13 protein-coding genes and 1 tRNA gene are annotated in these 15,027 nt (G+C 65.6%); 4 read left to right on the top strand and 10 right to left on the bottom strand.

Going from position 1 to position 15,027, the window contains the following annotated elements; translation table 11 throughout:
• The first annotated feature begins 2 nt into the window (after positions 1-2).
• The 3 genes from IEW98_RS05950 to IEW98_RS05940 all read left to right on the top strand — a co-directional run bounded on the left by IEW98_RS05950 (position 3) and on the right by IEW98_RS05940 (position 2,726).
• Positions 3-782, top strand: a complete 780-nt coding sequence (locus IEW98_RS05950) for an N-formylglutamate amidohydrolase (RefSeq protein ID WP_188762015.1) — start codon at positions 3-5, stop codon at positions 780-782.
• 47 nt (positions 783-829) lie between these two features.
• A complete protein-coding gene (locus IEW98_RS05945; protein WP_188762014.1) occupies positions 830-1,906 on the top strand; it encodes an alkene reductase in 1,077 nt (358 codons plus the stop codon).
• 121 nt (positions 1,907-2,027) lie between these two features.
• The gene (locus tag IEW98_RS05940) at positions 2,028-2,726 is read left to right on the top strand and encodes a Crp/Fnr family transcriptional regulator (protein ID WP_188762013.1); all 699 of its coding nucleotides are present in this window, start codon (positions 2,028-2,030) and stop codon (positions 2,724-2,726) included.
• A 29-nt stretch (positions 2,727-2,755) separates the two neighbouring features.
• Here IEW98_RS05940 and IEW98_RS05935 read toward each other — a convergent pair whose 3' ends face one another.
• From IEW98_RS05935 to IEW98_RS05890, 10 genes are all read right to left on the bottom strand, one after another.
• Positions 2,756-4,366 (bottom strand): phytoene desaturase family protein, encoded by a 1,611-nt coding sequence (locus IEW98_RS05935; protein WP_188762012.1) that lies wholly within the window; start codon positions 4,364-4,366, stop codon positions 2,756-2,758.
• Positions 4,367-4,441: 75 nt separating this feature from the next.
• Positions 4,442-4,516: transfer RNA gene (locus IEW98_RS05930), tRNA-Glu, on the bottom strand.
• 38 nt (positions 4,517-4,554) lie between these two features.
• A complete protein-coding gene (locus tag IEW98_RS05925) occupies positions 4,555-5,934 on the bottom strand; it encodes a class II 3-deoxy-7-phosphoheptulonate synthase (protein WP_188762011.1) in 1,380 nt (459 codons plus the stop codon).
• A 49-nt stretch (positions 5,935-5,983) separates the two neighbouring features.
• Positions 5,984-7,324 (bottom strand): glutathione-disulfide reductase, encoded by a 1,341-nt coding sequence (gene gor / locus IEW98_RS05920; RefSeq protein ID WP_188762010.1) that lies wholly within the window; start codon positions 7,322-7,324, stop codon positions 5,984-5,986.
• Positions 7,325-7,444: 120 nt separating this feature from the next.
• Positions 7,445-9,187: a DUF4153 domain-containing protein gene (locus tag IEW98_RS05915; protein ID WP_188762009.1), complete on the bottom strand. Its 1,743-nt coding sequence runs from the start codon at positions 9,185-9,187 to the stop codon at positions 7,445-7,447.
• Between the two features lie 134 nt (positions 9,188-9,321).
• Positions 9,322-11,211 carry a signal peptide peptidase SppA gene (sppA, locus tag IEW98_RS05910; protein WP_188762008.1) on the bottom strand — a complete coding sequence of 630 codons (1,890 nt, stop codon included), beginning with the start codon at positions 11,209-11,211 and terminating at the stop codon, positions 9,322-9,324.
• Between the two features lie 110 nt (positions 11,212-11,321).
• Positions 11,322-12,038, bottom strand: a complete 717-nt coding sequence (locus tag IEW98_RS05905) for a DUF3011 domain-containing protein (protein WP_188762007.1) — start codon at positions 12,036-12,038, stop codon at positions 11,322-11,324.
• A 323-nt stretch (positions 12,039-12,361) separates the two neighbouring features.
• Entirely contained in the window at positions 12,362-13,105 is a 744-nt protein-coding gene (locus IEW98_RS05900) for a DUF3011 domain-containing protein (RefSeq protein ID WP_188762006.1), read from the bottom strand.
• Positions 13,106-13,255: 150 nt separating this feature from the next.
• Positions 13,256-14,086 carry a DUF815 domain-containing protein gene (locus tag IEW98_RS05895; protein WP_188762005.1) on the bottom strand — a complete coding sequence of 277 codons (831 nt, stop codon included), beginning with the start codon at positions 14,084-14,086 and terminating at the stop codon, positions 13,256-13,258.
• Positions 14,083-14,544, bottom strand: a complete 462-nt coding sequence (locus tag IEW98_RS05890; protein ID WP_188762004.1) for a hypothetical protein — start codon at positions 14,542-14,544, stop codon at positions 14,083-14,085. Before IEW98_RS05890 ends, IEW98_RS05895 begins: the two co-directional genes overlap by 4 nt.
• A 131-nt stretch (positions 14,545-14,675) precedes the next feature.
• Here IEW98_RS05890 and yajC point away from each other — a divergent pair, with 131 nt between their 5' ends.
• Positions 14,676-15,023: a preprotein translocase subunit YajC gene (gene yajC / locus IEW98_RS05885; protein ID WP_188762003.1), complete on the top strand. Its 348-nt coding sequence runs from the start codon at positions 14,676-14,678 to the stop codon at positions 15,021-15,023.
• Positions 15,024-15,027: the final 4 nt, after the last annotated feature.

Raw genomic sequence — 15,027 nt, 5'->3', positions numbered from 1 at the left:
GCGTGACCGACGATTCGCAACGAATATTGCTCGATGACGAATTGTCGCCCGTTGCAATCGTCAACCCGAACGGGACCTCGCCGTACCTGCTGGTCGGCGATCATGCAGGCAATGTCATCCCGAACGCGCTCGGCCAGCTAGGCGTTTCCCACGACGACCTGGTCCGCCACATCGCCTGGGACATCGGCACCGAAACGCTGGGTCGCAGCCTCGCCCACCATCTCGACGCAGTCTTCATCCGCCAGGTTTATTCGCGGCTGGTCATCGACTGCAACCGTGACCCTGACGCAGCCGGGGCGATGCCGGCCGAAAGCGACGGCACTGCAATCCCCGGCAATATCGGCCTCGACGATGCCGCGCGCCGGCGCCGGGTGGCCGAGATCCACGAGCCCTACCAGGCTGCCATCGCGTCGGCACTCGCACCTGCACACATGCTGGTGTCGCTGCACAGCTTCACGCCGCGCATGGGCGGCGCCGACCGGCCATGGGACATCGGCATCCTCCACGCCGGCCATAACGACACGCTTGCGCTGCGCCTGCTCGGCTGGCTTGAAGCCCGGTCGGGGCTGACGATTGGTAACAACGAGCCATATCGTATGGATGGGACCGATTATACGGTACCGCGTCATGCCTTTGCCGCGGAGCGGCCCTATGTCGAGCTCGAGGTTCGGCAAGACCTGCTCGCTGACCCGGTGCAAAATGCCCGGATGGCTGCGCTGCTGGCGGAGGGCATGTCCGAACTGGCATACCGAATGCAACCGGGTGTTCGATACGATAGGTAGCATTGCGCCGTTGGCGGCGGCAGAAAGCGCGCGCAAAGGGGAGCCTCATGCCCAGTCTGTTCGATCCCATCACCATCGGCGCGATCGAGGCGCCTAACCGCATCTTCATGGCGCCGCTGACCCGCATCCGCGCCACGGGCGACCATGTGCCGACCGAGATCATGATCGAATACTATCGCCAGCGCGCCAGCGCCGGTCTGATCATCGCCGAAGCCATGGGCATCAGCCGGACGGGGCTTGGTTGGCCGAATGCGCCGGGCATCTGGACCGCCGAACAGGTCGAGGCGTGGAAGCCGATCACCGATGCCGTCCACGCCGCCGGCGGACGCATCATGGCGCAGTTGTGGCACATGGGCCGGCTCGCCCGTCCCGATACGACAGGCCAGGAATCGATCTCGTCGTCGCCGGTGCGCGCGCCTTATGCGGTGCCCGAGAAAAATCCCTATGGCACGCCGCGGGCCGCGACCCTCGACGACATCCGCCAGACGATCGACGATTATGCCAGCGCCTCCCGCAACGCCATCGCCGCCGGCTTCGACGGCGTCCAGGTCCATGGCGCCAATGGCTATCTCATCGACCAGTTCCTGCGCGATGGCGTCAATGCGCGAGGTGATGAATATGGCGGCCCGCCCGAGAACCGTACCCGGCTGATGCGCGAAGTAATGGAGCGCGTCGTCGCCGAAGTTGGTGCCGATCGTACTGCTATCCGGCTCTCGCCCAACGGCGAATCGCAAGGCACCGACGACAGCGACCCCGAGGCTGTGTTCCTGCCGGCGGCAAGGATCCTCGACGGCCTCGGTATCGCCTTTCTTGAACTGCGCCAGCTGACGCCGGACAGCAGCTTCGGTTCGTCGGCCGTTCCCAAGCTCGGCGCCAAAATCCGGAAAATCTTTACTGGTCCGCTGGTCCTGAACCAGGAATATACCTTCGAAAATGCCCAGGCCGATCTGGACGCCAGCCTCGCCGACGCTGTGTCATGGGGTCGGAAATATATCGGCAACCCCGACCTCGTCGAACGTTTCCGCACCGGCGCACCGCTGACCGAGGACAACCCCCGGAAATGGTATTCGAGAGGCCCCGAAGGCTATACCGACTACCCCGCGCTGGGGACCACGGCACCCTAGCAGCCTGCAGTCGCCGACGACGTGGCGTTACCGTTCGCTATCTGTGCTATAGCGTACACAGTCGTGAATTGGGTCAAATCCTTTGGAACAGCGAAGCATCGGTAACAGCTTGCTCCAGAGGATGCCGTCGGCGGACTTTGCGGCGCTCGCGGGCCATTTCCGCCGCATCGAACTTCCTGTCCGCCTGCAATTGCACGAGGCCGGCCGCAAGATCGATCATGTGTTCTTCCCGGAAGACGGCCTGGTATCGATCGTGGCCGTTCGCCTCGATGGTGCGTCGGGTGAAGTCGGCCTTTTCGGTCGTGAAGGCATGTCCGAGACGGCCACGGTGCTGGCGACCGATTATTCCCCGCACGAGGCCTATGTCCAGATTGCGGGAACCTCGGCCATCAAGCTCCCCGTCGCGCTGCTCAACGACGTCATGGCATCGAGCCCGACGCTCCACCATTATCTCCTTCACTATGTCCAGGCCATGATGGTGCAGCTGTCGAGCACGATCGCCGCAAGCAACCTGTCGATCGAGCAACGGCTCGCGCGCTGGCTGCTGATGTGCCACGACCGGGTCGACGGTGACGACCTGCGCGTCACCCATGAGTTTCTCGGCATGATGCTGGGCGTTCGGCGGGCCGGCGTGACCGTCGCACTCGGCAAGCTTGCGGGGCGCGGGCTGGTAACCAACCACCGTTCGGATATCCGGATGCTCGATCGCTCGGGCATGGAGGCGCTGGCGGCCGGCGGCTATGGTCTCGCCGAAGCCGAATATGAACGATTGATCGGCTGTCCGCTCGACCGGGGCAAATCGGCGAGGCTGGCTGCCTGACCCGCGTTGCGCGGACATTGTCCCTCGGTTCAGCCGCGCCCGCGTAGCCTGCCAAACAGGCTGGCGTCCGAAAGGATGACTTTCGCCGCGTTGTGGCCGGGCGCGCCGGTCACGCCGCCGCCCGGATGAGTACCGGCCCCGCACATGTACAGGCCCTTCAGAGGCCCGCGGTAGCCGCCATGGCCGAGCACCGGGCGCGCCGCCCATAGCTGGTCGATCGACATGGCACCATGCATGATGTCGCCGCCAACGAGGCCGAATTTGCGTTCGAGATCGAGTGGTGAGTGGATCTGCCGCGCGATCACCGAGGCCTTGAAGCCGGGCGCATAGGTTTCGACGGTGTCGATGATGAGGTCGGCGGCGGCCTCGCGCTCATTGTCCCAACTGCGGCCGTCCGGAAGCTCGGGAGCAAATTGCTGGCAGAACAGGCTGGCGACGTGCTTGCCCACCGGCGCAAGACTGTCGTCGACGATCGACGGGATCAGCATCTCGACGATCGGCGCCTTCGCCATGCCGAGCGCCTTGGCGTCGGTGAAGGCCTGGTCCATGTAATCGAGCGTCGGGGCGATGATGATGCCCGATTGCAGGTGCGGGCCGGGGCCGGGCAGGCAGGTGAAATCGGGCAACGCCGACAGCGCAACGTTCATCCGGAACGTGCCCGAGCCGGTCTTGAATGCACGGATGCGGCGCAGGAAATCGGCCGGAAGCTCGGACGGATCGAACAGGCGTTCGTAGAGCAGGCGCGGGCCGACATTGGCGATCACCCGTTTGCCGAGGACTTCCTCGCCGCTTTCCACCAGCACGCCGACGGCGCGGTCACCATCGACAAGCACGCGCGACACCGGTGCTTCGAGGCTGATTTCGACGCCGAGGTCAGCGCAGACCCTCGCCATGATCTGCGTGATCGTGCCCATGCCGCCGACGCTATGGCCCCATGCGCCCTTCTTTCCGTTCACTTCGCCAAAGACATGGTGGAGCAGGACATAGGCCGACCCCGGGGTGTCGGGGCTGGCATAATTTCCGACAACGGCGTCGAAGCCGAAACCCGCCTTGACGGCTTCGCTTTCAAACCAGCCGTCGAGCACGCTGCGGGCGCTTTTGGTGAACAAATCCAGCACGTCGCGCTGTTTTTCGATCGACAGGCGCGACAGCGGGCGGCCTTGTTTCACGGCGGCGATCATCGCGCCGAGACCGTCGCCGAGATTGGGCGGTGCCTGCATCGACAACGAGCGCAGCACGTCGGCGACAGCCTCGAGCGACTGGTAATAGTGCGGCAGGATATCGGCGTCGTGCTGGCTGAACTTGCGGAACTCGGCCTGGGTGCGTTCAAGACCGCCGCCGATGAGCAGCGAGCGGCCATCGGGTTGCGGCAGGAAGTTCGACACCGGACGCTCGATGACCCGATAGCCGTGTTCGACCAGCTTCATGTCGGCGATGACTTTGGGGTTGAGCAGGCTGACCGTGTAGCTGGCGATGGAATTGCGAAAGCCTGGGTGGAATTCCTCGGTCACCGCGGCGCCGCCGACGATCGCGCGGCGTTCGAGAATGCGGACCTTGAGCCCGGCGCGGGCGAGATAGAAGGCGCAGACCAGGCCGTTATGGCCGCCGCCGACGATCACGGCGTCGTATTTCGGCGTCATGTCATGACTGCCGCAGCGTGCCGGCAAGGATCGACATCATCGATGAGCGCCGTATGGCTGGTGATCCGCAAAAAATGGTGACCCCTACGAGAATCGAACTCGTGCTTTCGCCGTGAGAGGGCGACGTCCTAACCGCTAGACGAAGGGGCCGCTGCGGAGCGCGGAGATGGCCCGCAATTGTGGCAAAGTCAAGCGGCCCGCGCCGGCCGGGCCTCGCGTTCGGCCTTGAGGGCCTCGGCGATCAGGAAGGCTAGCTCGAGGCTCTGGCTGGCGTTGAGACGCGGATCGCACTGGGTCTGGTAACGGTCGGCAAGGCCTTCGTCGGTGATCGCGATGGCGCCGCCGGTGCATTCGGTGACATTTTGTCCGGTCATTTCAACATGGATACCGCCGGCGTGGCTGCCTTCGGCGCGGTGGACGGCGAACACGCTTCTCACTTCGGCAAGGATGCGGTCGAATGGACGCGTCTTGAGCCCGCCGACGGCCTTGACGGTGTTGCCGTGCATCGGATCGCACGACCAGATGACCCGGCGGCCCTCCTTTTGCACGGCGCGGATCAGGCGGGGCAGGCTGGCCTCGACCTTGTCATGACCGAAACGCGTGATCAGCGTCATGCGGCCGGGAATGTTGGCTGGATTGAGCGTGTCGAGCAGGCGGAGCAGATCGTCGGGCTCGGTGGTCGGCCCGCACTTGAGGCCGAGCGGGTTGCCGACACCGCGCAGGAACTCGACGTGAGCCGATCCGGCGAAACGCGTGCGATCGCCGATCCAGAGCATGTGCGCCGAGGTATCGTACCAGTCGCCGGTCAGAGAATCCTGCCGAGTCATCGCCTGTTCGTAGCCGAGCAGCAGCGCTTCATGGCTTGTGAAGAAGCTGGTGCCCTTCAGTTGCGGCACGGTTTCCGGTGAGATTCCACAGGCTTCCATGAAATCTAGCGCTTCGCCGATGCGGTCGGCAAGAGCCTTGTACTGGTCGGACCAGAGCGAGCGCCCGGTGAAATCGAGGTTCCATTTGTGAACCTGGTGGAGGTTGGCATAGCCGCCGCTGGCGAAGGCCCGCAGCAGGTTGAGCGTCGCTGCCGACTGCATGTAACCGGTGCGCATGCGTTCCGGGTCGGGGGTGCGGGCCTTTTCGTTGAAGGCGATGTCGTTGACATTGTCGCCGCGATAGCTGGGCAGCGAGACGCCGTCCTGCTCCTCGAAATCACCCGAGCGCGGCTTGGCGAACTGGCCTGCCATGCGGCCGACCTTCACGACCGGCATTTTCGATGCAAAGGTCAGGGTGACGGCCATCTGCAACAGGACGCGGAAGGTGTCGCGGATATTGTTGGGGTGAAAATCCGCAAAGCTTTCAGCGCAGTCGCCGCCCTGGAGCAGGAAAGCCTTGCCCGCCTCGACATCCGCCAGCTGTGCGGTCAGGTCGCGCGCTTCGCCGGCAAAAACCAGCGGCGGGTAGGACTTCAGCTCGGTTTCGACTTTGGCCAGTGCCTCGGCATCGGGATAGGTCGGGAGCTGGCGGGCCTCGTGGGCGCGCCAGCTTGTCGGGGTCCAGTGGTGTGCGGTCGTCATTATGCAGTCCCTTTGCCCCTTTGGGACGCCGCTTTCAAGACAGCGTAATTTACTTCATCAAAACAAGTTCTTCGCTCATGGTGGGGTGGAGTGCGACGGTGTCGTCGAACTGTGCCTTGGTCAAACCAGCCTTGATGGCGATGGCGACCGCTTGCAATATCTCGGGTGCGTCCGGGCCGATCATATGGGCGCCGACGACCTTGTCGGTGGCGACATCGACGATGAGCTTATAAAGGGCGCGCTCGTTGCGGCCGGCTAACACATTGCGCATGGGGCGGAAATCGGACGTGAACACCCGGACGTCGCCGAGCGTGTTGCGCGCCTGGGACTCGGTCAGGCCGACGCTGCCGAGCGGCGGGTTGGAGAAGACCGCGCTGGGCACGGCGTTGTAGTCGACGCGCCATGGCTTGCCGCCGAAAACGCTGTCGGCAAAGGCGTGACCTTCGCGAATAGCGATTGGAGTCAATTGGATACGGTCGGTTACGTCGCCGACGGCGTAGATGTGCGGGACGCTGGTACGGCTGTCCTCGTCGACGCGGATGGCGTGGCGGTCGTCGAGGTCGACGCCGGCGGCTTCGAGGCCGAGGCTTTCGACATTGGGGCGCCTGCCGATGGCCCAGAGGAACTGGTCGGCTTCGATCGGGTCGTTGTCATGGATGTTGATGCGAATGCCGGTGTCCGTCTTTTCAAGGCTTTCAAGGCCACAGTTAAATTTGAAATTCAGCCCCTTGGCCATCGAGATGGTCAGCAGGCGGTCGCGCAGCGCCGGGTCCCAATCGCGCAATATGGTGTCGCCGCGGTTGAGCAAGGTTACGTGCACGCCGAATTCATGAAAGATTCCAGCAAACTCATTGGCGATATAGCCGCCGCCGGCGATGACGAGACGCTTGGGCAGGGTTTCGAGGTGGAAAACCTCGTTCGAGGTGATGCCGAATTCGGCGCCGGGCAGCGCCGGAGTCAGCGGCCGAGCGCCTGTCGCAATTAGGATATGCCTTGCCGTAATGCGCTCGCCGCCGACGTCTAGTGTGTGCTGATCGACGAAGGTGGCGCGTACCGGATAGACGGTTACGTTGTGCGATTCCAACGTGTTGAGATAGATTCCGTTAAGCCGGTCGACCTCGCCGAGGACGTTGTCGCGTAGCGTCGGCCAGTCGAAACTACGGTCGCCGAGCTGCCAGCCGAAGCGGCGGGCGTCGACGAGATCCTCGGCGAAATGGGCGCCATAGACCAGCAGTTTCTTGGGGACGCAGCCGCGGATGACACAGGTGCCGCCGACGCGGTATTCCTCAGCGACGGCGACTTTGGCGCCGTGGCCGGACGCGATGCGTGCGGCGCGGACGCCGCCGGAGCCGGCACCGATGACGAACAGGTCGTAGTCAAACTCGGACATTTCGGGATCTTTCCGGGATGGCCGACGGTACGCGGCCGGTACTTCGAGAACAATTTCATGCCCGAGATAGGGAGTTGGCGGGGTGAAATCCAATCGATTTGGGACATCGCCGTTATCGAGTTACCTGAATGGCGGTCCCACCGGCTTGCCGTCCACAAAAAGCTGGCGTTGCGGGATGTCGCGGATCTCGGTCTTGCCGGCGCGGATCGCGGCGTCGACAGCCGGATCGCGCCTGGCGGTCATGTCGGTGCTGCCGGTCGTGTCCAATTGCCACTTGCCGTCTCCACCGAGATTCAGCCGGCGCGCCTGCTGCGAGGTCGCGGCATCGCCGAGCACGGTGGAGGCCGTGCCTTCGAGAATGACAACGCACGGCACGGCCGCGTTCCAGCACAAGCCCTGGCCGACGATGAGATCGAGCAGCGCGGGTGGCATTTTGACGGTGGCCGGGATGACGACCAGATTGCGGCCGATTTCGCCGCGTCGGTCGATTTGTCCGCTGGCCGTGCCGAGGTCGTAGCGCGACTTGCTGGCCTGAGCCGATAGCGCGGCCTTGCGGATTGCCGGATCGGGGCTTTTGGCGAGGCGGGCGAGGGCGGTTCGGCCGGCGGCGCCATAATCGTAGCGCAATGCCCGCCAGTCGAATTCGGCGGCGCTGGTGCTGCCGCGTTCGAGCCGGGCGACCTGGCTATGCGCCGAGATGGCGCCGAAATCGATAAGCGGTGTCGCCAGCAGAAGCGCCGCGGCGCACAGGGCGAGGCCGAGGTGGAGGTTGCCGCGGCGGATGAGCGCCATCCAGTTGCCGCGACCGGCCACGGGCGCGAAGAAATAAGCGGCGGCATAGGCGGCCGCGATGATGGTGAAAGTCAGCGCCCATAGCCGGTCGGGGGTGACGCCGTACTGGGCGATGCGAACGCCGGTCGAGACGGCGGCGATGACGGCGAGCACCGGCAGCGTTGCCGACAGTGCCAGCGCCGACCAGCGGAGGATTTTGCTGCGGGCTTCCTCGGCCGGCGCGTCGCCGGTCACGGCGTTGAGGAGGACGAGTGCGGCGATCGAGCAGCCGAGCATGATCGGGGTTGCCGAGCGGGTGGCGCTCCACAGGATTTCGATGCCGGTGAAGGGCAGCGCGGCGACGAAGCCGACAAGGCCGATGGCGAGTGCGGGGGCGAGGACCGCCAGCACGGTGGTGACGACGCGCTGCAGCGTGCCGAGGATGGCGTCGCGGTCACGCAGAAGCCCGATGCCGGCCCCGAGCGCGGTGCCGGAAAGCATATAGGCGAACCAGCGTTGCTCGATGAGGTGGCGGAGCGCATCGATGCCGATCAGGTGGAACAGCGCGGCCAGCAGGAAGACCAGCAGCCAGGTAATGCCGAGAAAGGCGAAGCTGGTGAACCAGAGCACGAGGTTGGTCCGGGCGCGGTTGTGCGCGGCGGGGTAGGGGATGTGCCAATGAAAGTGGGCGGGGGGTTCGGGCTGCGCGTTGCGGTCCAGGCCGGTTTGCGCTTCGCGCCAGGCCTGGAACAACGGCGTCGCGATGGCGATGGCGAGTGCGGCGCAGACGAGGCGCCAGACGCTGACGTCGTCGCCGAAAGCCGGGCCGCCCTGCAGGACGACACCGGCGGCGATGAGCCCGGCGACGATGGCGAAACCGGCGCTCCACAATGGCCGGGTGCGTTCGACGACATTGGCGAGGGCGAGGGCGGCGACGATGGCGAAGACGGCGATGGCGAGGCGCGTCGTGCCGGGGTTGTTGAGGTCGCCGGGAAGGATGGCGTTGCAGGCGAGGCCGACTGCCGCGCCGAGAAGGGCGAGGCCCCAGGTGCGGAGGGGCCAGATCTGCGGGGGTACGGCGGGGGTGGTCATTGCGCCAGCTTAATGGTTATCCGGTGGTAGAGAAGCGGATATTGCCTTGGCTACGACGTTCGGGAGATGGGCCCCGGCCTTCGCCGGGGTGACGATCTGAATTGGGGTGACGGCTGGGAGGGCTCGTCGCCGCTTTAGCGCAGCGCTGCGGCCGCTTTCGCCAGCACCGAGCTGCCTTGTGCGGCGGCGGCGACGCGGGGGCTGCCGCCGAGCATGCTGCATTCCATGCAGGTGGCCTGCATCGTCGGGCCGTTGGCCATTGCCTGCAGGTCGCCGACGGCGGCGAACAGCTTCATCCGCGAGCCGGCAGCGAGCTTGGCGAAGGGGTCGCGGCTGGCTTGTTCCTGTTCCTCGCCGGAGCCCATGAAGCCCGAGAGCAGCGCCACGAACGGCGATTGCTGGCGCTCGATATCGACGGTGCGGACATCCCCCTTGATGCCGGCGCGGGCAGCGGCGGCGGCGACGGCGGCATCGAGCCCGCCCAGCTTGTCGACAAGCTTCAATTGCAGCGCGGTGTCGCCCGACCAGACGCGGCCCTGGCCGATGCGATCGACCTCGGCCACCGGCAGCTTGCGCGCCGTCGCGACCAAAGTCGTGAAGCGGCGATAGATGTCCTCGACGCTGGATTGCAGGATGACGCGGGTTTCGGGCGACAGACCGCGCAGGATATCGGGCTCGCCCGAATAGGGTGTCGACTTGACGCCGTCGGCGCCGATGCCGAGTTCGGTCAGGGCGCGGTTGAAACTGGGAATGATGGCAAAGACGCCGATCGAGCCGGTTATCGTCGAAGGCTGGGCGAAGATCTCGTCGGCGGCGGTCGCCACCCAATAGCCGCCCGAGGCGGCGACCGGCCCGAACGACGCGACGATCGGCAGGCCGGCCTTTTTGGCGTCGATCAGTGCCTGGCGGATGGTTTCCGACGCCAGCACCGAGCCGCCGCCGGAATCGACGCGCACCACGAGTGCCTTGATGTCGCTGTCGTCGGCGATGGCCCGGGCAATGGCGCGGGCGATGGTGGTGCCGCCGGCGGTGCCGCGCGGTGCCTCGCCGTCGACGATGTTGCCGGTGACATAGACGATGCCGACAGCGTCGCCGCCGGCGGGCACGACCGATTGCGTCGCCGCACTGTAGCGGTCGAGAGTCAGGCCGTTGAAGGTGCCGAAGCTGCGCTGTTCGCCTTCGCCGACGAGCTTGACCATCGCCGCGTCGAAATCGCTGCGCGTGCCAATGGTGTCGACCAGCCTGGCGTCGAGCGCTGCCTTGGCCTGGTCGCCGCCGGCGGCACCGAGGCGCTGCGGCATCTGCGCGATAAAGGCGTTGATGTCGGCGCCGGGGCGGACGATCTTCACGTCACGGATGAAACTGGCCCACAGGCTGTCGACGAGCGCCTGGTTGGCGGCGCGGGCCTCGGGCGAGCTGTCGCCGCGGGTAAAGGGTTCGACCGCGGCCTTGTAGGTGCCGACCTTGAAAACGTTGACGTCGACGCTGAGCTTTTCGAGTGCCTTGGCAAAATACAGGTTGGTGCCGCCGGGGCCGGTCACCAACACGCCGCCGAGCGGATTGAGCCAGATGCTGTCGGCCTGCGCCGCGAGGTAATAGCCGGCATCGGTGTAGGCGGTGGCATAGGCGTGGACGGGCTTGCCGGCTTTGCGGAATTTCTGAATGGCGGCGCCGATCGACTGGAGATTGGCCTGGCCGGCGCCGACGAATGTATCGAGATCGAGGACCAGCACCTTTATGCGGCTGTCGGTAGTAGCGTTTTCGATCGCCTTGATGATGTCGCGCGCCTGGCGCTGGCTGCCGATATTGCTGCCGGTGACAAGCTGGAAGGCGCTTTGCTCGGCAGCCTGGTCGACGATGCCGCCATCGAGGTTGAGCACGAGTGCGCTGCCACCGGGCACGCTGAGCGCCGCGCGGCTGTTGAGCACCGTCCAGAGCAGGCCGAAAAACAGCAGCAGAAGCAGCAGGACGAGCAGGTCCTTGACGCCGACAAGAACGCGCCATGCAGTGCGGACAATGGTCATCAAACGGCCTTGGGCAAGATCATCCCTTCGTCATAGCGGCGGGGCAGGTCGTTCCGCAACTGTGTTGTCCGGGCAAATCACCGCAGTGATTGCCCGGACGCAGCCTGTGGTCAGCCGAAAGTCAATTCGACGAGCTTGGTCGGTGTTGCCCGGCAAAAGGTCGGGATGGTGCGGTTTTCGTCAGGATAGACGGCAACAAGCTGGAAACGAAAGCGGTAGCCGCCGTTGCCGGCCTCGATATCGTCGAGACGATCGAGGCGGATTTCGGAACCACCGGTCGCGCCGATCTGCTTTGCCGCTTCGGTGAGGCAGGTGTTGAGCGACGGCCGCGCCGATGGCGTGACGCCGCCGGTGTTGGCGCTAATACGCGCCGGACCCTGGTTGGTCGCAGGCGGTTGGAACGGCTGCTGCGGCAGCGGCGCTGCGGTGTTGCCGGATTGCGGTGCGGATTTGTTGTTTGAGTTGGCCAGCAGCGCCACGAGCCCGGCGGCAACGACGACGCCGCCGATGATGACTCCCGCCGAGGGACCGCCGCCGCCGTTGTTGTTGCCGCCGCCGTAACCCGAGCGGGTCTGGAAATCGGCCCGGCAGCCATTGTTGACCCAGATCAGATTGGGACGGAAGCCCCACGTCCGGCCCTGGACGCATTGGCCGCCGCGGACGCGGACGAGCCGGACGCCGCCGCGGGTATCGGCGCGGCATTCACGGTAGCGGTAGTCCTGCGATGCGCAGCGGATGGTGTTGCCGTTCCAGTTGCCGCCATAGCCCGGATAGATTGGCGGCTGGATGGCGATCGGAGGCCGGGGTGGGCGGGGCGGCTGGATCACTGGCCGAGGTGGCTGGATTACTGGCCGAGGTGGCTGGATTACCGGCCGGGGTGGCTGGATTACCGGCCGGGGTGGCTGGATAACTGGCCGGGGTGGCTGTGTCGGCGGGCGCGGCCGATCGGGATTTACAGGCGGCTGAGGACGGTTGGGATCTAGCGGCGGCCGGGGCGGCTGGACCTGTGGTCTTTGCATGCGATCGGTCGGTGCGACAGGGGTCTGTGCCAGCGCCGGGACGGTGGCGGCGACCTGGGCAACGACCATCGCGGCAGCGCTGAAGAGATTGACGAATTTGCGCATTGAATTCTTCCTCAAGACTATTTCGGTCAGTTCGCGATAAAACGCGCGCGGCAGCCGTTATTGACCCAGACGCCGTCGCGATCATAGCCCCAGCTGCGACCCTGGATACACTCGCCGCCGATGACCTGGTTGATGCGGACGCTGTTGGCGCCGGCGATCGGGCAGCGCGCGGGGCGGTAGTTCATGCTGCCGCAGGTGATGGTGCGCGACGGGCCACCTGCACCGGGATAGCCGCCGCCCGGATAGCCGCCACCGGCGGTGTTATCGCCGACAAGGAATTCGGCGCGGCAACCGCCATTGACCCAGACCCCGCCGCGATCGAAGCCCCAGCTCTGGCCCTGGCGGCACGGGGTGTTGCCGAGTACCCGGCCGAGCTGGACACCGCCGCGGGTATCGACGGGGCAGCGAACCTGGCGGTAGTCCTGGCTCTCGCAGCGGATCGTGCGGGCGCTGTTGCCGCCGCCGGGATAGCCTCCGCCGGGATAGCCGGGACCGGGGTAGCCGGGGCCGGACCCGTTGCCGCCGCCATAGCCGTTGACGGTGACATCGAAGACGGCGCGGCAGCCGTCGCTGACGAAGACGCCCTTGCGATTGAAGCCCCAGGTCTGGCCTTGGATGCACTGGCCGCCGAGCTGTTGGACGACGCGGGCAACGAGGGCGCCGGGGACGCTGCACGCAGCGGGCTGGTAATTACGGGATTCGCAGCGGATGCGCTGGTTCTCGGGCGCCGGGCGCCGGGCGCTGGGCCGCCGCCGGCGTGACAAAGGCAATGCTCGCGAGGATTGCGCCGGAAATGGCGAGGGCAATCCGGTACAGCATCGATGGTCTCCCCGGGACCGGCAACGAATTGCCGCGTTGATGCGCTTGCGCAAGGAGCTTGTCGAGAGGGATACAATTGAATGCGTCGCCCGGCGGCGGTGTCAGAGATTGATCTGGCGCCCGGCGGCACCGGCGGTCTCGACGGAGAACTGCCAGGCGACACGGCCCGAACGGGCGCCGCGGCCGGTAGCCCAGGCCAGGGCGGCGTGCGGGTCGAAGGGCAGGCCGAGCGCGCCGGCATAGTTGCGGCAGATCGCCAGGTAGGTCGGCTGGTCGCAATTGTGAAAGCCGAGCCGCAGCCCGAAGCGGTCGGCGAGCGCGAGGCGATCGTCGGTGACGTCACGCATGTTGACGGCGTTTGCGTCAGGGTGGGCGTCGTTCTCGGCCATGCTGCGCGGCACGAGGTTGCGGCGGTTCGAGGTGACCGCGAGCCGGATGTGCTCGGGGCGCGCCATGACGCCGCCGTCGAGCAGCGAGCGCAGGGCGTGGACCTTGCCGTCGTCGCCGTCGAGCGACAGGTCGTCGAGAAAGATGGTGAAGCGGCGGTCCGTCGCGGCGAGGCGGGTGAAGAGGCGGGGCAGGGTCTCGAGATCGGGCTGGGCGACCTGGACGAGTGCGATGTGTTCGTTGTCGGCGGCGAGGCTGGCGTGCACAGCGCGGACGAGCGAGCTTTTGCCCATGCCGCGGGCGCCCCAGAGCAGGACGTCATGGGCAGGCAGGCCGGCGGCGTGGCGGCGGGCGTTTTCGAGGAGGTTGGCGCGCTGGGTGTCGACGCCGGCATAGAGCGCGAGGGGCGCGCTGCGCGGCGGCGGTACGGCGGCGAGGCCAGCGGCGGTCCAGACGAACCAGTGGCCATGGGCGGGATCGGCGTCGGTGATGGGCGGCGACAGGCGCTCGAGGGCGGCGGCGATGCGGAGCAGGGGGTCGGTCATGCCGGGTGTCTAGACATAAAATCGCGTATTGGCACCAGCACGCGCATAAACCGTTTCGATAGTGTTACAATGTAAGGTCGGTTAATTAATAGAAGCAGGGGAGAAACAAGATGGCATCGCAGCCACCAACGGTTGTCGGACAGGCTACCAATCGTCGGTTCCAGACCGAGGCCGATCGGTATGCCGACCAATCGCGGCGCCAGGGCGAGCAATTCCAGCGCAGCCATTCGATCCACCGCGAATATAGCGACGGGACGATAAGCCGCGTGCATCGGAACGACAATGTACGCGATGGGCAGCAGTTCGAACATGTCATCGGCGGCTGGAACGCGGATGGCGTCTACCGGGGCCGTCAGCATTGATACCGATGCAAGGTTGTCGCGGTCACAACGCGGCAGTTCGAATGCGCGTTGTGACCGCGACGTGGACGAAACGCCGCCCTTGGTGGTTAGTTGCATTGAATTGTTACAGCTGCATCACATATGATGGCGGGGTGTACCGGCCGTTGCACCTTGCGTCTCGACAAGCTAGAGCGCGCAGCTTGACATGAACGGTCCCTTGGCCAGGACCCCCACGAAAGCCTGAACCGATGTTTGCATCCCCGGCCTATGCTCAAGCGGCAGGTGCTGCAGGCGGCGGCGCCCTTGCGGGCCTGATCGCCTTTGTCCCGTATATCGCCATCTTCGCGATCTTCTATTTCCTGATGATCCGGCCGCAGCAACGGCGCGCCAAGGACCACCGGGCGATGATCGAAGCCGTGAAAAAGGGCGATGAAGTCGTTACCGGCGGCGGGCTGATCGGCAAGGTCATCCGCGTCAACGACGGCGAGATCGAGATCGAGCTGTCGCCGCAGGTCAAGGTCCGCGCGCTCAAGGGCACGCTTTCGGACGTGCGCACCAAGACGCTTCCGGCCGCTGCCAACGACGTCAGGGCGTAAGCGC

Source organism: Sandarakinorhabdus glacialis (genome assembly GCF_014643455.1).
GTDB lineage: Bacteria > Pseudomonadota > Alphaproteobacteria > Sphingomonadales > Sphingomonadaceae > Sandarakinorhabdus > Sandarakinorhabdus glacialis.
This window is presented reverse-complemented; position numbering and strand designations above follow the sequence as displayed.

Excerpts from the sequence above, each read along its gene's own strand:
- IEW98_RS05945 (WP_188762014.1), top strand. The coding sequence starts at position 830 with ATGCCCAGTCTGTTCGATCCCATCACCATCGGCGCGATCGAGGCGCCT.
- IEW98_RS05940 (WP_188762013.1), top strand. The coding sequence starts at position 2,028 with ATGCCGTCGGCGGACTTTGCGGCGCTCGCGGGCCATTTCCGCCGCATC.
- IEW98_RS05935 (WP_188762012.1), bottom strand. The coding sequence starts at position 4,366 with ATGACGCCGAAATACGACGCCGTGATCGTCGGCGGCGGCCATAACGGC.
- IEW98_RS05925 (WP_188762011.1), bottom strand. The coding sequence starts at position 5,934 with ATGACGACCGCACACCACTGGACCCCGACAAGCTGGCGCGCCCACGAG.
- gor (WP_188762010.1), bottom strand. The coding sequence starts at position 7,324 with ATGTCCGAGTTTGACTACGACCTGTTCGTCATCGGTGCCGGCTCCGGC.
- IEW98_RS05915 (WP_188762009.1), bottom strand. The coding sequence starts at position 9,187 with ATGACCACCCCCGCCGTACCCCCGCAGATCTGGCCCCTCCGCACCTGG.
- sppA (WP_188762008.1), bottom strand. The coding sequence starts at position 11,211 with ATGACCATTGTCCGCACTGCATGGCGCGTTCTTGTCGGCGTCAAGGAC.
- IEW98_RS05895 (WP_188762005.1), bottom strand. The coding sequence starts at position 14,086 with ATGACCGACCCCCTGCTCCGCATCGCCGCCGCCCTCGAGCGCCTGTCG.
- IEW98_RS05890 (WP_188762004.1), bottom strand. The coding sequence starts at position 14,544 with ATGCAACTAACCACCAAGGGCGGCGTTTCGTCCACGTCGCGGTCACAA.
- yajC (WP_188762003.1), top strand. The coding sequence starts at position 14,676 with ATGTTTGCATCCCCGGCCTATGCTCAAGCGGCAGGTGCTGCAGGCGGC.